This window comes from Kitasatospora sp. NBC_01302 (genome assembly GCF_035976515.1).
In the GTDB taxonomy this organism is placed as follows: domain Bacteria; phylum Actinomycetota; class Actinomycetes; order Streptomycetales; family Streptomycetaceae; genus Kitasatospora.
In genome coordinates this window covers 5,028,394-5,046,979 of sequence record NZ_CP108404.1, presented here as the reverse complement: position 1 = coordinate 5,046,979, position 18,586 = coordinate 5,028,394, and the positions used below count along the sequence as shown (strand labels likewise).

At 72.9% G+C, this 18,586-nt stretch carries 12 protein-coding genes; 5 read left to right on the top strand and 7 right to left on the bottom strand.

The window, feature by feature from the left end:
• Window positions 1-173: 173 nt before the first annotated feature.
• Both OG294_RS21875 and OG294_RS21870 read left to right on the top strand, forming a co-directional pair.
• Window positions 174-401, top strand: coding sequence for a hypothetical protein (locus OG294_RS21875; RefSeq protein WP_327068219.1), 228 nt, complete (start codon window positions 174-176; stop codon window positions 399-401).
• 268 nt (window positions 402-669) lie between these two features.
• Window positions 670-2,382, top strand: coding sequence for a hypothetical protein (locus OG294_RS21870; protein WP_327068218.1), 1,713 nt, complete (start codon window positions 670-672; stop codon window positions 2,380-2,382).
• Between the two features lie 99 nt (window positions 2,383-2,481).
• Here the strand turns inward: OG294_RS21870 and OG294_RS21865 are convergent, their stop codons facing one another.
• Window positions 2,482-3,429, bottom strand: coding sequence for a GlxA family transcriptional regulator (locus OG294_RS21865; RefSeq protein ID WP_327068217.1), 948 nt, complete (start codon window positions 3,427-3,429; stop codon window positions 2,482-2,484).
• A 122-nt stretch (window positions 3,430-3,551) separates the two neighbouring features.
• Between OG294_RS21865 and OG294_RS21860 the strand changes: the two genes are divergently transcribed.
• Window positions 3,552-3,968, top strand: a complete 417-nt coding sequence (locus tag OG294_RS21860; protein ID WP_327068216.1) for a nuclear transport factor 2 family protein — start codon at window positions 3,552-3,554, stop codon at window positions 3,966-3,968.
• 110 nt (window positions 3,969-4,078) lie between these two features.
• Here OG294_RS21860 and OG294_RS21855 read toward each other — a convergent pair whose 3' ends face one another.
• The 4 genes from OG294_RS21855 to OG294_RS21840 form a co-directional block, all read right to left on the bottom strand.
• The gene (locus OG294_RS21855; protein ID WP_327068215.1) at window positions 4,079-5,299 is read right to left on the bottom strand and encodes a styrene monooxygenase/indole monooxygenase family protein; all 1,221 of its coding nucleotides are present in this window, start codon (window positions 5,297-5,299) and stop codon (window positions 4,079-4,081) included.
• A gap of 367 nt (window positions 5,300-5,666) precedes the next feature.
• The gene (locus tag OG294_RS21850) at window positions 5,667-7,193 is read right to left on the bottom strand and encodes a hypothetical protein (protein ID WP_327068214.1); all 1,527 of its coding nucleotides are present in this window, start codon (window positions 7,191-7,193) and stop codon (window positions 5,667-5,669) included.
• Between the two features lie 9 nt (window positions 7,194-7,202).
• Entirely contained in the window at window positions 7,203-8,252 is a 1,050-nt protein-coding gene (locus tag OG294_RS21845) for a class III lanthionine synthetase LanKC N-terminal domain-containing protein (RefSeq protein WP_327068213.1), read from the bottom strand.
• Between the two features lie 397 nt (window positions 8,253-8,649).
• A complete protein-coding gene (locus OG294_RS21840; RefSeq protein ID WP_327068212.1) occupies window positions 8,650-9,735 on the bottom strand; it encodes a DUF5937 family protein in 1,086 nt (361 codons plus the stop codon).
• Window positions 9,736-9,834: 99 nt separating this feature from the next.
• Here OG294_RS21840 and OG294_RS21835 point away from each other — a divergent pair, with 99 nt between their 5' ends.
• Window positions 9,835-11,100, top strand: a complete 1,266-nt coding sequence (locus OG294_RS21835) for an MFS transporter (protein WP_327068211.1) — start codon at window positions 9,835-9,837, stop codon at window positions 11,098-11,100.
• A gap of 22 nt (window positions 11,101-11,122) precedes the next feature.
• Here OG294_RS21835 and OG294_RS21830 read toward each other — a convergent pair whose 3' ends face one another.
• The gene (locus tag OG294_RS21830; protein ID WP_327068210.1) at window positions 11,123-12,814 is read right to left on the bottom strand and encodes a DUF2079 domain-containing protein; all 1,692 of its coding nucleotides are present in this window, start codon (window positions 12,812-12,814) and stop codon (window positions 11,123-11,125) included.
• A complete protein-coding gene (locus OG294_RS21825; RefSeq protein WP_327068209.1) occupies window positions 12,814-14,124 on the bottom strand; it encodes a glycosyltransferase 87 family protein in 1,311 nt (436 codons plus the stop codon). The genes OG294_RS21830 and OG294_RS21825 overlap by 1 nt, the downstream gene beginning before the upstream one ends.
• Window positions 14,125-14,606: 482 nt before the next feature.
• On the opposite strand from OG294_RS21825, the gene hrpA reads away from it, so the two are divergent.
• Window positions 14,607-18,575 (top strand): ATP-dependent RNA helicase HrpA, encoded by a 3,969-nt coding sequence (gene hrpA / locus OG294_RS21820; protein ID WP_327068208.1) that lies wholly within the window; start codon window positions 14,607-14,609, stop codon window positions 18,573-18,575.
• Window positions 18,576-18,586: the final 11 nt, after the last annotated feature.

Below are 18,586 nucleotides of genomic sequence, written 5' to 3'. Positions count from 1 at the left end.
GGTCGCCGGTTCGACCCCGGCCCTGGCCACCAGCACGACCCACGGAAAGCCCCCGAGCGAAGATCGCCGGGGGCTTTTTCGTGTCACCCCGGCCGGTCCTGCCGCGACTCGAAAGGCGGGAAAGATACTCCTCGGGGTCCCCGGAACCCCGCGCGGGGCGCATACTGGCCAGGATGCCGAATTCATCCGCGCCCCGGCGCCACCTGCCGACCAGTCCCTTCCGCGCCGAGACCCCGGCGCCCGCCAAGCGGTTCGCCGCCGGTGACCGCGTGTCCCACGACCAGTACGGCCTCGGCCGGGCCATCAGTGTCGAGGGCGAGGGCACGACCGCAGTGGTCGTCGACTTCGGCTCCCGGCAGGTCCGGATCGTCGCCCCCTTCACCAAGCTGTTCCTGCTGTAGGCACGCCGCTGCAGGTACGGCACAGCCCCCACCGGTGACGACGGTGGCACCGGTGGCACCGGTTGACGCGCCCTTCGACGCCAACCGGCCCATAGATGTGTCGACTTTGTGGCCGTTCCGGGGCGAACTGTGGTCACGCCTTGGCAAAGCTTCGCTGCCTTAAGGCACCAAGCGTCCCAAGTACCCCATTCATCACGCGGTGCCCGGAGACCCGTGGTCCTAGGGTGTGCGAGTTCAACTCGCCACTACAGGACCATCCGGGGGAACCATGCGCATCGCGCGCGCCCGCCTCTTCGGCCTTTCCTCAGCCGTCTGCGCACTCGCCGTGGGGGCTTTCGCCGTCCCGGCCCACGCAGCCGAACCCACGCTGACCGTCACCGCACCCGGTTTCGTCGCGGTCGACCCGACGCCCGACGCCAGTGACTCGTGGAACCAGCAGGTGTCGCTGAACCTGAACGTGGCGAACAGCGGGACGCAGTCGCCCTGGGTCGTCGCCCAGATCGACGTCAGCGGCCTCAAGGGCATCGCGGACGTGCAGCCCCCGAGCGGCTGCACCCTCGCGGGCACCCTCCTGACCTGCCCCCAGATCCCGGTCTACCAGGGCCAGACCCGGCTGGACCTCAAGCTGACCCCGGCGAAGGGCGGCACCGTCGGCGCCACCGGCAGCCTGCACGTCAGTGCGCACCTGCAGCAGGGCGACGCCCCCGCGGTGACCGCCGACACCAAGGTCATGCTGGGCGGCACCCGGCTCACCGGCCAGGACGTTCCGCTCAACAAGAGCCTCAAGCCCGGGGACGTCTGGAAGCCCGACCTGGTGGTGACCAACAAGGGCCAGGTGACCGCCCCGCAGCTGGTGTACGTCTTCACCGGCGGCATGGGGCTGGACTTCAAGTCCCGCTTCGCCAACTGCGAGTACGGCACCAACGCCAGTGGGGAAGCCGTCATCTGCACGGTCGACTCGCCCCTCGCCCCCGGCGGGACGGCCCGTCTGGACCCCGTCGAGATCGGTGTGGAGCCCTCGGCCTACTACGCCTACGAGGACATCTCGGTCCTGCCGCAGGCCCCCGCCCCGGACTCCTGGGTGCGCAGCTTCCACTTCACCCCGGGCCCGGCCGGCAGCCCCCGGCTGACCGTCGGCAAGCCGGAGAGCACGCCGCAGCCCGGCCAGGTCATGGACCTGACCCCGAACGGCGGCGGCTTCAGTCTGCAGGCCGAGGTCCCGAACACCACCGACTTCGCCACGTTCGGCGCCTGGGCCCCGGGAGCGGACGGCAAGCCGGGCAAGCTCACCGTCGGCATGACCAGCAGCGGCCCCGCCACCATCTACTGGCGCGCCGGCGACGACCCGGGCGACGTCGCGGTGACCCTGCCCAAGCAGGTCAAGGTCGTCTCGGCGCCCGACAAGTGCCGCCCGGACACGCAGTTCAAGAGCGACACGCAGACCCGCTACATCTGCCAGACCTCGCCGCTCGTTCCGGCCGGTTTCAAGGGCTCCTTCGACTTCACCCTGCAGGCCGACCCCGCCGCGGGCGCCTCGGCCGTCGTGTCGCTCTCCTCCCTCGACGAGGGCGACCAGGACAGCGGCATGCCGTGGGACCCGAACAAGGCCGACAACACCTCCACCGTGGCGCTCGGCAGCCAGGCCTCCGGCTCGGTTCCCACCGGCGGGACCACCGTCGTGCCGGTGCCCCCGACGGCACCGGCCACGGCCGCCCCGACCTCGGCCGCGGCGGCCACGCCGTCCCGTGGCACCGGTGGCACCACGGCCCCGGCCGCGGACACCGGCGCCGCCACCCCGAGCACCGCCACCCCGAGCGGCGCCGCCCGCGCCACCGCGAGCAGCACCGCCGCCGCCGACGCCCTGGCGTTCACCGGCGCCCAGGGCATCGGCACCATGACCGGCCTCGGTGTCGGCGCGCTCACCCTCGGCGGCGTGCTGACCTTCGTCGTCCGCCGTCGCAAGGCAGGCGCGCACAGCTGACACCGGTCGACCGTGCCGGCTCCCATCGCCCCGCACGGCCCCGCGGTACGTCCCGAGCGACGTCCGCGGGGCCGTGCGGGTCCGGCAACCGGGCCGTTCTCACCTGGTGGTGCGGAACCGTGCCGCGTAGGCGGAGGGCGCGACACCGAGGTGGCGCAGGAAGACGCGGCGCAGGGTCTCGTCGCTGCCCAGACCCGAGCGGTGGGCCGCGCCGGTCACCGACTCGCCCGCCTCCAGCAGGCCACGGGCCGCCTCCAGGCGCACCTGCTCGACGTGGCGCGAGGGGGTGGTGTCGAGCTGCGCCCTGAACAACCGGGCCAGCTGACGGGCGCTCAGGCCGACCCGCGCGCCGAGGGCGGCCGCCGAGTGGTCGGCGGCCGGGTCGGCGGCGACCGCGTCGAGGGCGGCGCGCAGCGCGTCGTGGCGGGGGCGCGGGGTGCGGGCGGGCACCGAGAACTGCGACTGGCCACCGGAACGCTGCATGAAGACCACCAGGTCACGGGCGACTTCGCGGGCGGCCTGCGGGCCGAGGTCGTCCTCCACCAGGGCGAGCGCGAGGTCCAGCCCGGCACTGACGCCGGCCGAGGTCAGCAGGTGGCCGTCGCGGACGTAGATCGAGTCCGGCTCGACGGTGATCCGCGGGTAGCGCCGGCCGAGGGCCGCCGTGTGCCGCCAGTGCGTGGTGGCCCGGCGACCGTCCAGCAACCCGGTCTCGGCCAGCACGAAGGCGCCGGTGCACACCGAGGCGACCCGGCTCGCCGAAGCCGCCAGCGCGGCGGCCGCGGCCACCACGCCCTCGGGGACGCGTCCCTCCGGCAGGGTCGGCGACCCGGGCACCAGGACGGTGTCCGCGCGGACGGCGAAGGCGTCGGCCGCCACCGACAGGACGGTCCCGGTCGAGGCGGTGACGGCGCCGCCGCCGGGCGAGCAGAGCGTCACCTGGTAGGCCCCGGCGGTGCCGAACACCTCCAGCGGCGCGGCCAGGTCCAGCAGCCGCACCCCGTCGTAGGCGAGCACGGCGACCCGCGGCGCGCGCACAGTGGTCATCCCCCGAGCATACGGCGCGGCGACGGCAGGATCTGTGGGTCGGCCGTCCGTCCGGACATGGCGGCGGAGCACCCCTTGCTGCGAGTGTCGGTGGGGACGGCAGGACCACCGAAGGAGCTCCCATGACGCAGCGACCGCCCGTTCCCCCCTTCACCGAGGCCACCGCCCTGCTCAAGGTCCAGGCCGCCGAGGACGCCTGGAACAGCCGTGATCCCGAACGGGTCGCGCTCGCCTACACCGAGGACTCCGAGTGGCGCAACCGCGACGTCTTCCTGCGCGGGCGCCCGGAGATCGTCGCCTTCCTGCGCGCCAAGTGGGAGCGCGAGCTGGACTACCGGCTGCGCAAGGAGCTGTGGGCGTACACCGGCAACCGGATCTCGGTGCGCTTCGAGTACGAGTGGCACGACGCGTGCGAGCAGTGGTGGCGCAGCTACGGCAACGAGCAGTGGGAGTTCGACGGCAACGGCCTGATGCGCCGCCGCTACGCGAGCATCAACGACCTGGCGATCGGCGCGGGCGACCGTGGGCTCGGCCGGTAGCGGCCGAGCCCACGGAGCCGGGCCCACGGATCCGGGCCCACGGATCCGGGCCCACGGATCCGGGCCCACAAGAGCGGCCCCACGGCGCCGGACTCACGGGTGCCGGGCCCTCAGAGCGAGGCCAGGTACGCCGCGGTCAGCTCGGGCGTGGCGAGCCAGTTCGCGTAGTCGCCCGGCTCGGCGTAGGTGTTGGCCAACCGCCGGGCCACCTGCGGGTGTTCGGCCGCCGCGCCGAACACCCGCTGCAGGTGCTCCGGCATGTCGAGCATGGTGGCGGTGAACTCCACGCTGTGGCGGGCCTCTTCACGCCAGTGCAGGTCGAAGGTCCGCCGCATCCAGTCCGGGGTGAACGCCGCCTCGCCGTGCTCGGTGATCGCCCGCAGGTAGCGCGCGGCGGCCCGCGTCGCATTGTTGGCGCCCTGGCCGGTGATCGGGTCGTTCAGCACCACCGTGTCGCCGATGCCCAGCACGTGGCAGCCGTGGTCGAGTTCGGCCACCGGGTGCCGCACCGTCGGGGTCACCGCGCCGTAGAGGTTGCCGAGCGCGTCGGTGGGCTCGGCCTCGGCCCACAGCTCGTACTCCCAGGGCAGGAAGTCGCGCAACAGGCCGCGCATCCGGTCGAGTTGCTCCACCGGTCCGGGGCGGTCGGGAAAGCAGTCCAGCGGCCCGCCCGGCACCGCCTCCCAGAGCAGGATCGCGCAGGGGCCGGAGAGGGTCAGCGCGGGCTGCAGGTAGAGCTCGCCGCCCTGCGGGATCGCGTTCATCCGCGCCCGCGGCCCGGCGCCCGGGTCCGGCGAGCCGACCCCGTGCGCGTAGAGGCAGCAGAGCGTGCGCCGAGGCTGCGGGGCCGAGCGCGCGGCGTCCCGGGCGAAGAGCTCGGCGAGCTCGCCCCGACCGCTCGCCACCACGGTCAACTCGTGTGCTTCGGCGATCTGTTGGAGGGCGGCGCGGTCGACCGTGCGGTACTCGGTGCGACCGCCGCGCTCGGCGAACAGCTCCAGCCAGCCGGCCATCTTCAGCCGCTGGTCGACCGACTGCGCCGGCTCGTCCAGGGTCATGGTGTACGCCAGCGCCCGCACACCGGGCGGGGCGGCGAGGACGGCGTCCACCGAGTGCACCGCCGGGGCCCGGTCCGCCCAGAGGTCCAGGCCTGCGGCCCGCTCGATCCGCAGCGCGGGCCCGAACAGCGCCTGGGTGGACAGCACCCGCCCACCGCGCAGTTGCTCCGGGGTACGCGCGGCGACCAGGGTGACCTGGTACCCGGCCGCCAGCAGGCCGAGCGCGAGGTGCAGCCCGGCCTGGCCCGCTCCGACGACGGCGATCCGGCGCATGGGGTCTCCCGAGGAGGGGTGGGGACGAGGGGTCGAACAGCGACCTGATGGTATGTCAGGCCGGGCCGGATCGACCCGTGCCGTGCGCGACCGGGGATAAGGTGGCAGCCGGCCACGAGCTGGTGACCGCACGCAGCGGTGCCCACCCGATTGAGGCTCGGGTGGGCACCGCTGTCAGGTCTGCACGACCGTCATGTGCGCGAACGTCACATGCAGGTGCGCGAGGACCAGTGGCTGCAGAAGATCGACTCGACGATCGACTCGGACTCCTCGTGCAGGCCCTGGAGGTCGAGGATGAAAGCCATGACACACCTCATTTCTTCGTAGCTGCCGGGGCTCTGTGGTGCCGCCGGCGGGGGGTTTGGTGTTACTTGTGCACCGCGGACACCGGAGCGCCGTGGTGGTCCAGGAGGGGAAGGGCGGTGCCCTTCCGGGCCGACGCCGCGTGCAGCGCCAGCAGGATGCCGGCCGAGCCGGTGGCCAGGTCGGTGGAGAGCCGGTAGAGGAGCTGGCCGGGGAAGGCCGCGCGGTCCTGGTGGCGGACCAGGTGCCAGGAGAGCAGTGACACCTGCCGCTCCAGCTGCCGCCCGTCACCGCCGGCCGCCGCGAGTGCGCAGACCATACCGGCCCGGCCCTCGAACAGCCCCGGCATCAGGAGGAATTCGGCCGCACAGGCCTGGTCCAGCAGGGGCACGGCCTGGGCCAGCGCGGCGTCCTCGCGGTGCCGCAGCAGCCCGCGGGCGACCAGCGCCGCACCCGCCGAACCGGCGCCGAGGTAGGCGGTGCCCTGGCCGTCCTGGGTGAGCAGCATGCCCTTCTCGTCCACCTGCGCACCGGCCAGGTCGCGGCCGAGCGCGGCGAAGGCGAGATCCAGCCAGCGCTCCTCGCCGGTGTGCTCGTGCAGCCGGGTCAGGAAGAGCGCCACGCCCGCGCCGCCGTGCAGCAGCCCGACCCGGCCCCTGCCGAGCGGGGCGCCGGCGGCCAACCGCTCGCCGTACTCCCGTGCCTGCTCGGCCAGGGCGACCTCGCCGCGCCGGTCGGCGAAGTGCAGCAGGCTCAGGCCGATGCCGGCCAGACCCCCGGCGAGGTCGGCGCCGAAGACCCCGAGCCGCTGCCGGGTCTCGGTCAGCTCGCGGGCACGGTCCAGGATCTCGCCGGCCTCGGCGGTCAGTCCGAGCCGGTCCAGGGCAATGGCCGTGCCGTGCAGGCCGTCGTAGAGGCCGGGCCGGACCACCTTGGGGTCGCGGGCCGCCTGCAGCAGCCACTCCACGTGCTGCTCGGGCACCGGGTAGCCGCTCTCCGCCAGCGCGTAGATCACGCCGGCGGCGCCGTGCGCCAGGTCGATGCCGTTGCGGTTGAACTGCTCCGGGTCGCCGGGGTAGAGCCGGCTGGTGCGCTCGGGGGTGGCGGCGGCCAGGATGCCCTCGGCCAGTTCGTCCATCACCCGCCGCCAGGCGTCGTCCGAGGCGCCGTCCGGCACGACGAGCGGGCGCCCGGTCCCGGTGCGCTCGGTGGTGCCGGCCGGCAGCTGCCCGCCGGTCGCCGCGCGCAGGTCGGCCACCAGCTGCGCGGCCCAGCCTTCGGGCAGTGCGAAGCGCTCGGCGGCGGCCTCGGCCAGCGCCTCGGCCTTGCCCGAGTCCAGCTCGATCAGGAAGGTCAGCGGCAGGAAGAGGAACAGCCGCATGCAGGCCAGCGCGTAGCTGTCGATCGCGGTGCCGGTGCGGGCGGCGTGCGAGATGAAGCCGGGCGCCCCGAAACCGGGCGGTGTCCCGTCGACCAGGTCGAAGGCCAGCTCGAAGTCGACCAGGGCGAGCCGGCCGTCGGGCCGGACCAGCACGTTGCCCGGGTGGAGGTCGCCGAAGGCCACCCCGTGCTCGTGCAGGGTGCGCAGCATGGCGGCCAGCTACTCGCCGTAGTCCAGCGCCAGCGCGGTGTACTCGGCCAGCGTGGCGGCGTCCGGCTCGGCGCGCAGCAGCGGGTAGCGGCCGGTGAACAGGTGCCGCTCCAGCTTCTCGCCCTCGATGAACTCCTCGACCAGGTACTCGTGCTCCCAGACCACCAGGTGCTCGTGCAGCGCGGGCACGAAGTCCAGGCCGGAGAGCCGGCGCAGCACGTCGCGTTCGCGGTGCAGCCGCTCGACGGCGTCGGTGCCGCGGTGGTCGAGCCCGGCCATCGGGCGGGCCTCGCGCAGCACCACCACCTCTCCGGTGCGCCGGTCGCGCGCCTTGTAGACGCCGCCGCCGTTGGAGAAGTGCAGCGCCTTCTCGATGTCGTAGGGGAAGTCCTCGGGAGCGGCGTCGCTCCTGGCCTCGATCTGCTCGCGCAGGAAGTCGGGGACGGTGATCCACTCGGGGACCGCGAAGACCGGGCGGCGCAGGTCCGGGACGAGCGTGCCGTTCGCGTCGCGCAGCGCGGAGACCGTGCGGCCCTGCTCGTCCAGGCAGTACAGCTGGCGGTAGGCGCCGTAGCGGACGTAGAGCAGGCTGTCGCGCCAGCGCAGGTCACTGAGGATGTAGGGACCCCGCCGGCCGGCCAGCAGCGGCTCCAGGCCGGTGAGCGTGCGGTGCAGTTCGGTCTCGTCCCGCGGGTAGAGGGTCAGCAGCTTTCCGCTGGAACCTCGCGGTGCGTATTTCGAATTCGCCTTCAGCACGGTTTCCCGGCTGCGCAGGAATTTGACGCTCAGTTCCTGTTCATGACAGAAATCGAGGACGATGTCGATGATCTCGGGCGCCTCGTCGAGGGTGCCGGAGACGTGCACCTTCCAGCCCTGGTCGGGCAGCGTCTGGCCGTCGGGGTGCAGGTAGACCCAGACGCTGTCGCCGCTGCGGCGCCAGCCCTCGGGGACCGGGGCGACGGCCGGCGGGTAGAGGCTCTGGGCGTCGTCCCGGGCGCCGGGGTCGTCGTAGAAGACGGGATCCGCCTGGCAGAACTGCTCGTAGTCCGAAGGCCGCACCGGGAGATCCCTCCACACGCTCTCGACGGGCCGTGCGGGATGGTGCCCGGCCTTCTCCACCGACCGGGCCCGTTTGTGGCCCGGTGTTGGGTCGGATTTATAGCCGGGTCTCCCGGCCGGACTCAAGCCTTGCGAGAGCAATAACGGCGTGTTAAACGCGCGCCCCTGGACGGCGTTCCTGAAAAGCCAGGACGGCTGGAAAAGCATGAACCCGCGGCCGGACCCGCTCCGTGTCCCGACCGCCGTCCCCCCACCGTCCCGAGCAGCGGCGAGGTCCTGCGTAAACGAACCGATGACCCGGCGGCACCCCTGTGCGACCAGGGGCGATTTCCGGCCAACCCTGTCCGATCCTCGCCCCGGTGCCCGATCGCGCCCCCAACCTCACGGGTCAGAACACCTAGCGCAGCACGGCTTCCAGCAGGTCGGTCCCCAATCGGGCACTGACACCCAAGTCCAGGCGGTACAGCACATATCGGCCACGCCGCCGGCTGAGCACCAGCTCGGCCCTGCGCAGCACCGCGAGGTGCCGGGAGACCTCCGGCTCGGTCAGCTGCCAGGCCGCGGCCAGCTCGCCGGTGGTGTGCTCACCACGCGCCAGGGTGCGGGCGAGCCGGAGCCTGGCCGGATTGGCGAGCGCCTCCAGCCGCTGCTGCACCCGGTCCAGCGCGGCCGGCGCCTGCACCCCGGACTCCGCGACCGGGTACTGCACCACCGGGCGCCAGCCCGCGGCGTACACCACCACCAGGTGCGGACGTCCGAACACGGTGGGCACGAAGGTCAGGCCGGTGCTCGCCGCACTGGTCGAGCTGGACTGCAGCTTGTCGATGACGATCCGCCCCTGCCGGGCGTCGTAGCCCACCGCCGGGGAGACGGCCGCCAGCGCCTCGGCCAGGCCACGGTGGGCCAGCAGGTCGGCCTTGTGCCGGGCGTCGGCGGCCAGCACCGGCAGCACCCGGGCCCAGGCGTCCGCGAAGAAGGCCTCGGCGCAGTCCTCCAGCAGGCGGCGCACGATGGCCCGGACGGCAGCCGGATCGGAGAGCAGCCGGTCGGCGAAGGCCGCCTGCCTGGGCCCGCGGGCGTTCGCCAGCTCGATGGCCCGCTCCCGCTCCACCGGGTCGGTCAGCGGCGAGTGGGGGCGCAGCGCGAGCCGGTTCAATCCGCAGCTGGCGATCAGCGCACCGGCCACGTAGCGCTCGTCGTCGAGCCGGTCGATCGCGTCCAGTTCCTCGGCCAGCGAGGCCCCGGGGATGGCCGGGAGCAGGAAGTCGGCGCGCGACGAGCGCCAGAGGAAGTCCGCCTCCAGCAGCCGGTCCGCCAGCTCGGGGCGCAGCGCGGCGGCAGTGGTGCCCGCCCAGCCGTGCAGCGCCGGATGGTGCGCCGGCTCGGCGAGCACGTGCAGCATCGCGGTCAGCTCGGCCAGCGGCGAGGGGGTGAAGAGCAGCCGCTCGGGCGGCAGTCCGGCGGTCTCGATGATCACGCTCATCCAGCGATCGTCGCAGGTCCGGCGGGTGTGGACGGATCGATTGACGCACGGCGTCAATCGACGTGACCGCGGCGGGGCAGCGGGCGCAGCGTGTCGGGCATGACCTCGACCAGAACCCCGGCGGCACCGCCCGCGACTCCTCCCCTCCCCCGCCCCGAACGCATCGGGCGGCTGCTGGGGCCGCTGCCCGGCGGCCCGAGGTACGCGACCGCGCTGGTGGTGGACGCGCTCGGTGCCGGCCTGCTGCGCCCCTTCCTGCTGCTCTACGCGATCGGGGTGCTGCACCTGGGGGCCTCGGTGGCCGGACTCGCGCTCTCCGCAGGGATGCTGGTGGGGCTCGCGGCGGTGGCCCCGCTGGGCCGCTGGATCGACCGGGGCGCGCGCTCCCAGGTGGTCACCGCGACCCTGCTGACCCGGGCCGCGGGCGTCGGCGCGCTGCTCGCCGCGCCCGGCACCACCGGCTTCGTGCTCGCCGCGGCGCTGCTGGGCACCGGCACCCAGACCTGGCCGACCGCCCACGCCGCGCTGGTGGCCACCCTGGTCGAGGGCCGGGCCCGGGACACCGCGCTGGCCGCCGGCCGCTCGCTGCGCAACGCCGGGCTCGGCGCCGGCGCGCTGATCGCCACGCTGGCGCTGGCCGGGGGTGCCGGCACGCTGCGCGGCCTGGCGCTGCTCACGGCGGCGGGGTACCTGCTGGCGGCGGCCCTGGCCTGGTCGCTGCGGGTCACCGCCCCACCGGCCACGCCACCGACCACGCCCGCCCGACGGGCCATCACCCGGCGGGCAGGGCAGTCGCCCGCCCTGCCCGGGATGACCGTGCTCGGGCTGGCGAACCTGCCCTTCGCGCTCTGCTTCGACGTCCTGGAGGTCGCGCTTCCGGTGCTGCTGGTCACCCACCTGCACGCCTCGCCGGCCTGGTCCTCGGGCATCTTCGTGGGCAACACCGCGCTGGTGATCATCGCCCAGGTCGCGGTGGTGACCCGGCTGGCGCACCGCTCGCGCCGCTCGGTGCTGGCCGGCTCCGGCGTGCTGCTGGCCCTGTCCTACGCCGGTTTCTGGCTGGCCGAGCGGCTGGGCGGGGTGGGCGCGCCGGCGGCCGTGGCGCTGGTGGCGGTGCTCTACACCTGCGGCGAGATCGGCTACGCAGGCAGCGGGACGGCCCTGGTGGTGGCCACCGCCCCGCCCGAGCGCCTGGGCCGCGCGCTCGCCCGCTGGGAGCTGTCCAACGGGCTGGGCCGGGCGCTGGCCCCCACCGTGCTCACCGCCCTGCTCGCCGCGGGCAGCGGCCTGCTCTGGGGCACCCTGGCCGCCGGCACCCTGCTGGGCGCGGCGGTGATCAGCCGCCGGCGGCCCGGCCTCACCTGATCACCGCCGGGCAGTTCTGTACCTAGCCCTGGAACAGGTTGTGCCCCACGTCCGGCGGCACCACGTCCTGGATCGGCTTGCTGCCCTTGCCGGGCATCGCCTCGCCGGGGATCGGCGCATCGCCGACCCGGTGCAGCAGCACCACGCCGTCCTGCGCCCAGATCTGCTGGTAGCCGTTGGCCAGCAGCAGCTTCACCCGGTCGGCCTGCTCCTGGGAGGTGGCGAAGGGGAAGGCCCGCTCGTCGGGGCGGATCAGCACGTAGTCCATGCCGCGCGGCGTCTGGTCGACCAGCACCACGTGGGTGCGGGAGGTCAGCCGCGGCACCACCTGGTTGTCGGCCTCCACCGTGGCGCCGTCGGGGATCAGCTTGCTGGCCCGCAGCATCGCGGCCTCGGTCGGCTTGGCCTTCCAGTAGCCGGGCTGCGCCAGGTAGTACAGCCCGAGCGGCACGGCGAGCGCCACCGTGATCGCGGCGGTGGCCACACCGAGCCGCTGGGCGAGCCTGCGGTGCCGCTCGCCGGCGTGGAGCCGGCCGAGCGTCTCGATCGAGGCGGTCAGCAGGATCGGCCAGATGAAGGAGTCGTAGTGCCGGGCGATCGACCAGTGGTTGGGGTTGGTCGACAGGATCCGCTCGGCGAGCAGCGGCACGGCCGCCAGCACGGTCAGCGAGCGCAGCGGGAGCAGCAGCAGGGTGCCGAAGAGCCAGAGCACCAGCAGCGGCTTGAGCGTCTCGTTGAACGAGCCCTGGACCAGCAGCCAGGGGTCGGTCAGCACGTGGCGGGCGGCGTCGCCGACGTTGGCGCCCAGCTCCTGGTAGTTCCAGTAGTAGCCGCGCTCGCCGCCCATCGCGGGAATCAGCCACTGGATCGCGACCACCGAGGCCACCGGTCCCGCCACCAGCAGCCCGGCCCCCAGGCGCAGCCCGCGCCGGTCGGCGGCGCGCCGGCTGCGCAGGATCAGCACCAGTCCGTAGGCGCCGACCATCAGCCCGAGGTCTTCCTTGGTGCAGCAGATCAGCAGCGCGGCGAGGGCGGCGGTGCCGTACCGGCGCGCCATCGAGCGCTCCAGCATCAGCAGGGTCAGCGGGACGGCGAAGGCCACCTCGTGGAAGCCGACCCGGGAGGCGACCAGCAGCGGCCAGCCCAGCCCGTAGGCGAGCGCGGCCAGGTCCTTGGCCCGCAGCCGGGCCTTCGGCTCGGCTGCGGCGAAGGCTATCGCGGTGATCCGCCGGATGAGCGGCACCCCGGCGGCGAAGAGCAGGGCCTGGCCGAGCAGCAGCGAGCGCGGGTCGTCCCAGATCCAGTAGAGCGGTGCGAGCAGCGCCAGCACCGGCGAGAAGTGGTCGCCCAGGATCGAGAAGCCGGGCGGGAACTCGTGGTGCACGCTCTTGACCGTGGACAACGGCAGCCCGAAGTGGGCGTAGCCGCGCACCCCCTGGTCGAAGATCCCCAGGTCGAAGCCGCCGAGCTGGACGGAGGTCCACTGCTGCAGGCCGATCGCGAAGCAGGCGGCGAAGCAGATCAGGCTCAGCAGCACGGTCCGGCCGCGCTCGGAGGAGACCTGGGCGAGCACCGGCCCGAGCGCCGGCGGCCGGGTCCGCTGCCCGGGGACCGCGGCTGCCGGCCGCAGGTCGGTGCGCTCGGCGCGGGCGCTCGGCCCGTCGGTCCGGCTCTCGGTCGGCCCGTCGGTCTGGCTGTCGGTCGGGGAGGTCATCAGCTCTGCCTTGTCAGGGAGGCGTCCTGCGCGCTCAGGTCGGCCGGCCCGGACTCACTGCGGATGCGGCGGGCCAGGGACGGTCGGTGGATCCGCAGCAGTCGCAGGCCCGTCACGGCCAGCACCACGACCCCGGTCACCGGATAGACCGACGAGGGTAGCTGCCAGTACCAGGGGACGCCCAACCCGCCTGCTTGCGGCACCAGCCACATCGCGTAGGAGAGGAAGACCAGCGCGGTGCCGGCCAGCACCAGCCGCCAGCGCAGCCGGCGTATCCCGCGCGGCAGGCGCAGCTCCTGGGAGACCTCGGCGGCGAGCAGGACCAGCAGCGGCACGCACCAGATCCAGTGGTGGGTCCAGCTGATCGGCGACAGCAGCAGCGCGGTGATCGCCGTGCAGACCACGCCCCAGGCCTCGGCCCGCCGGATCTCCCGGGTGGCCCGGGCGGCCAGCACCGCGATGGTCAGGCCCAGTACCAGGCACAGACCGCTGGCCAGGGTGGCGATCAGGCCCGGGGCGTGCTTGCTGAGCAGCCGGGCCACCGCCCCGCGCATCGACTGGTCGTCGACCAGCTCGGTGACGCCGACCCGGCTGGAGTCCCAGACGTACTTGGTCCAGAAGCCCCAGGAGGCGCCGGGCAGCGCGACCACGCCGATCAGCGCGGTGGCCAGGAAGGTGCCGCCGGCCACCATCGCGGCGCGTACCCGGCCGGTGAGCAGCAGGTAGACCGCGAAGAGGCCGGGGGTCAGCTTGATGCCCGCGGCGATGCCGATCGCGATGCCCTTGCCACGGTGCTGGTCGGGGCGGGTCAGGTCGTACAGCACCAGGCAGGCGATGCCCAGGTTGACCTGGCCGTACTGGATCGTGGTGAAGACGGGCTCCAGCCAGACCCCGAAGCCGGCCACCAGCACCGTCGCGGCCGGGCGGAAGCGCCGGCGCGGCCAGCCGGCCAGGGTGAAGGAGTACCAGCCCAGCAGCCCGAGCAGGCCGACGTTGGCCAGCGTCACCAGCGCGCGCAGCGCGGAGATGTCGAACCAGGTGCTCGGCACGAAGAGCATCGCCGCGAACGGCGGGTAGGTGGCGGCCAGGTCCCAGACCGGCACCCGCATCGTGTAGAGGTCGTGCCCGCTGACGACGGCCTGGCCCTCGGCCCGGTAGACGATCATGTCCACCATCGAGAACGCCTGGAAGTGCCGCAGGATCGCGAAGACGCCCAGTGAGATCAGGGCCGCGACGGCCGCCGTGCCGGTGGAACCCGACAGGAACGAGCGGGTCCGGGCGAGCCGCTCCGGCTCGGTGCGGTCACCCACGAGACGCCGCAGGGTCCGGGGTCACTGAGCACTGCCGCGTGGTCGTGGACATCCTTCTGCTACTGCCTCTCATGCGTGGAGCCCGGGTGCGAACGGTCGGCGCGACGTGTCCCAGGTATCCAGTCTCGATACGCTCATCGCACCGCCGTCCACCACCTGTGACTGCGCTCACACGAACCGTCACAGGGATGTCACACCCGGTTGATGGTATCGCCACCCGAACGACTGCCCAGGTTGCTGACGGAAACCCAACAGCCCCACCGGTGCCGGCCGCCGTCGGCCCGCCGCGAGGGCCGGTACGGCCCGGTACGGCCCGACCGCCGCGTCCAGCAGTCCCACAGCATCGACCCGGCGGATGAGAAATTCCTTGGCGCTACCCAGGTGTGACACTTAAGACCGACCGGCCGCCGCCCCACCGCGCCGGCCCAAGAAACGGGATGCGGTCCGCAGCCGCTCCTTGCGACCCTAGAGGGATGCCCGCGATGAGTTCCCCCGCTGTCCAGCCGGCCGACGCGCCCACCATCGGCGAGCTGGCCACCCGGCTGCCCGAGCTGATGCTGCGCGACCAGCAGCGCATCGGCCGCCGCCTGGACGGTGCCCGCCGGGTCCGCGCGGCCGAGGCCCGCCAGAAGATCGCCGCCGAGCTGGCCGCCGACATCGCCAAGGCCGAGCAGCGCCTGGAGCAGCGCCGCGCGGCGGTGCCGGTGATCGGCTACCCGGCGGAGCTGCCCGTCAGCCAGAAGAAGGACGACATCCTCGCCGCCATCCGCGACCACCAGGTGGTGATCGTGGCGGGTGAGACCGGCTCCGGCAAGACCACCCAGATCCCCAAGATCTGCCTGGAGCTGGGCCGCGGCGTCAAGGGCCTGATCGGCCACACCCAGCCCCGCCGGATCGCCGCCCGCACGGTGGCCGACCGGGTGGCCGAGGAGCTGAACACCGCGCTGGGCGAAGCGGTCGGCTGGAAGGTCCGGTTCACCGACCAGGTCGGCCAGGACACCCTGGTCAAGCTGATGACCGACGGCATCCTGCTGGCCGAGATCCAGACCGACCGCGAGCTGCGCCAGTACGACACCCTGATCATCGACGAGGCGCACGAGCGCAGCCTCAACATCGACTTCATCCTCGGCTACCTGAAGCAGCTGCTGCCCCGCCGGCCCGACCTCAAGGTCGTGATCACCTCGGCGACCATCGACCCGGAGCGCTTCGCCCGCCACTTCGGCGACGCCCCGATCGTGGAGGTCTCGGGCCGCACCTATCCGGTGGAGGTCCGCTACCGCCCGCTGGTCGACGACAACGAGGCACTGGACGAGGACGACTCCGAGGTCGACCGCGACCGCGACCAGATCCAGGCGATCTGCGAGGCGGCCCAGGAGCTGCAGGCCGAGGGACCGGGCGACATCCTGGTCTTCCTCTCCGGCGAACGCGAGATCCGCGACACCGCGGACGCGCTGAACAAACTGAACCTGAAGTTCACCGAGGTGCTGCCGCTCTACGCCCGGCTCTCCTCCGCCGAGCAGCACCGGGTCTTCCAGCGCTCCAACTCGCGCCGGATCGTGCTGGCGACCAACGTGGCCGAGACCTCGCTGACCGTTCCCGGCATCAAGTACGTGATCGACCCCGGCACCGCCCGGATCTCCCGCTACAGCCACCGCACCAAGGTGCAGCGGCTGCCGATCGAGGCGATCAGCCAGGCGAGCGCCAACCAGCGCAAGGGCCGCTGCGGCCGGACCAGCGACGGCATCTGCATCCGGCTCTACTCGGAGGAGGACTTCCTCGCCCGGCCCGAGTTCACCGACGCCGAGATCCTGCGCACCAACCTGGCCTCCGTCATCCTGCAGATGACCGCGGCCGGCCTCGGCGACATCGCCGCCTTCCCGTTCCTCGACCCGCCGGACTCACGCAACATCAAGGACGGCGTCAGCCTGCTCCAGGAGCTGGGCGCGCTCGACCCGCAGGAGAAGGACCCGCGCAAGCGCCTGACCCAGCTGGGCCGCAAGCTCGCCCAGCTGCCCGTGGACCCGCGGCTGGCCCGGATGGTGCTGGAGGCGGACAAGAACGGCTGCGTGCGCGACGTCATGGTGATCGCCGCCGCGCTCTCCATCCAGGACCCGCGCGAACGCCCCACCGAGAAGCGGCAGGCGGCCGACGAGCGGCACCGCCGGTTCAACTCCGAGACCTCGGACTTCCTCTCCTACCTGGCGATGTGGCGCTACGTCAGGGAGCAGCAGAAGGAGCTCTCCTCCTCGGCCTTCCGCCGGATGTGCAAGTCGGAGTTCCTCAACTACCTGCGGATACGGGAGTGGCAGGACATCTACACCCAGCTGCGCACGGTCGCCAAGCAGTTGGGCGTCACCATCGACGAGCCGCACCCTGATGCCGAGCCGGACGCCGACCGGATCCACCAGTCGCTGCTGGCCGGCCTGCTCTCCCACCTGGGCCTGTACGACGTGGAGAAGCGCGAGTACGGCGGCGCCCGCGGCGCCCGGTTCGCGGTCTTCCCGGGCTCGGGCCTGTTCAAGAAGCCGCCGCGCTGGGTGATGTCCGCCGAGCTGGTGGAGACCTCCCGGCTCTGGGCCCGGATCAACGCGAAGATCGAGCCCGAGTGGGTCGAGCCGCTGGCCGCCCACCTGATCAAGCGCACCTACAGCGAGCCGCACTGGGAGAAGAAGGCCGGCGCGGTGATGGCCTTCGAGCGGGTCACCCTCTACGGGATGCCGATCGTCGCCCAGCGCAAGGTGAACTACGGCCGGATCGACGCCGAGCTCTGCCGCGAGCTGTTCATCCGCAACGCCCTGGTCGAGGGCGACTGGGAGACCCACCACCACTTCTTCGCCGCCAACCGCAAGCTCCTCTCGGAGGTCGAGGAGCTGGAGACCCGCGCCCGCCGGCGCAACATCCTGGTCGACGACCAGACCCTCTTCGACTTCTACGACGCGCGGCTGCCGGAGACCGTCGTCTCCACCCGGCACTTCGACGCCTGGTGGAAGAAGGCCCGGCACGACACGCCCGACCTGCTCAACTTCGAGAAGTCGATGCTGATCAACGATGCCGCCGACGGCATCACCGAGGCCGACTACCCGGACTACTGGCAGCAGGGCAAGCTCCGCTTCAAGCTGACCTACCAGTTCGAGCCGGGCAGCGACGCGGACGGCGTGACCGTGCACATCCCGCTGCCGGTGCTCAACCAGGTCTCCTCCGAGGGCTTCGACTGGCAGATCCCGGGCCTGCGCGGCGAGCTGGTCACCGCCTGGATCCGCTCGCTGCCCAAGGCGATCCGGCGCAACTTCGTACCGGCGCCGGACTACGCCAAGGCCGCGCTGCGCGAGCTGACCAACCGCCAGGAGCCGCTGCTGCCCACCCTGGAGCGGATCCTGCACCGGATGGGCGGCCAGCCGATCCCGCCCGAGGCCTGGGACGACGAGCGGATCCCGGAGCACCTGAAGGTGACCTTCCGGGTGGTGGACGGCAAGCGCAAGCTCGCCGAGTCCAAGGACCTGGAGGAGCTGCGGCGGGGGCTCACGCCCAAGCTCAAGGAGACCCTCTCCTCGGCCGCCTCCGGCCAGGGCATCGAGCGCACCGGCCTGACCGCCTGGCCCGCCGACCTGCCGCTGCTCCAGCGCACCTTCGAGCAGCGCTCCCGCGGCCACTCGCTGCGCGCCTACCCGGCCCTCACCGACGAGGGCGCCAGCGTGGCGATCAAGCTCTACGACACCCCGCAGGCGCAGCAGCAGGCCATGTGGGCGGGCACCCGCCGCCTGCTGCTGCTGACCGTCAACTCCCCCGCCAAGGGGATCCAGGCCCGGCTGGGCAACCAGGCGAAGCTGGCGCTGTCCTACAACCCGCACGGTTCGATCCCGGCGCTCTTCGAGGACATCACCACCTGCGCCGCCGACCGGCTGATGGCGCTGAACGGCGCGCCGGCCTGGGAGGAGGAGGCCTTCGCCAAGCTGTACGACAAGGTCCGGGCCGATCTGTACGAGCTGGCGGCGGACACCACCTTGAAGACCGCCTCGGCGCTGGTCGCCTTCCACCGGGCCCAGGGCCGGCTGAAGGCGGTCAGCAGCCCGGTGCTGCTCTCCGCGGTGAACGACGTCAAGCTGCACCTGGCCTCGCTGGTCCACCCGGGCTTCGTGACCGACACCGGCTGGCAGCGCCTGGGCGACGTCAAGCGCTACCTGGTCGCGGTGGACCGGCGCCTGGAGGCGCTGCCCAACCACCCGCAGCGCGACCTGCTGCACCTGCGCAAGGTGCAGGACGTGCAGCAGGCCTACGGCGAGCTGCTGGCGGCGGTGCCGGCCGGGCAGCAGCCGTCCGCGGAGATCCGGCAGATCCGCTGGATGATCGAGGAGCTGCGGGTCAGCTTCTTCGCCCAGTCGCTGGGCACGCCGTCCCCGGTGTCGGAGAAGCGGATCCTCAAGGCGATGGACGCGGCTGCGGCCACGCTCTGACCGGGGCCCGC

What these genes read in the sequence shown, in the direction of transcription:
- OG294_RS21850 (WP_327068214.1), bottom strand. Translation starts at nt 7,193, where the DNA reads ATGCTGCGCACCCTGCACGAGCACGGGGTGGCCTTCGGCGACCTCCAC.
- OG294_RS21830 (WP_327068210.1), bottom strand. Translation starts at nt 12,814, where the DNA reads ATGACCTCCCCGACCGACAGCCAGACCGACGGGCCGACCGAGAGCCGG.
- OG294_RS21860 (WP_327068216.1), top strand. Translation starts at nt 3,552, where the DNA reads ATGACGCAGCGACCGCCCGTTCCCCCCTTCACCGAGGCCACCGCCCTG.
- OG294_RS21865 (WP_327068217.1), bottom strand. Translation starts at nt 3,429, where the DNA reads ATGACCACTGTGCGCGCGCCGCGGGTCGCCGTGCTCGCCTACGACGGG.
- OG294_RS21855 (WP_327068215.1), bottom strand. Translation starts at nt 5,299, where the DNA reads ATGCGCCGGATCGCCGTCGTCGGAGCGGGCCAGGCCGGGCTGCACCTC.
- OG294_RS21875 (WP_327068219.1), top strand. Translation starts at nt 174, where the DNA reads ATGCCGAATTCATCCGCGCCCCGGCGCCACCTGCCGACCAGTCCCTTC.
- OG294_RS21870 (WP_327068218.1), top strand. Translation starts at nt 670, where the DNA reads ATGCGCATCGCGCGCGCCCGCCTCTTCGGCCTTTCCTCAGCCGTCTGC.
- hrpA (WP_327068208.1), top strand. Translation starts at nt 14,607, where the DNA reads ATGAGTTCCCCCGCTGTCCAGCCGGCCGACGCGCCCACCATCGGCGAG.
- OG294_RS21840 (WP_327068212.1), bottom strand. Translation starts at nt 9,735, where the DNA reads ATGAGCGTGATCATCGAGACCGCCGGACTGCCGCCCGAGCGGCTGCTC.
- OG294_RS21835 (WP_327068211.1), top strand. Translation starts at nt 9,835, where the DNA reads ATGACCTCGACCAGAACCCCGGCGGCACCGCCCGCGACTCCTCCCCTC.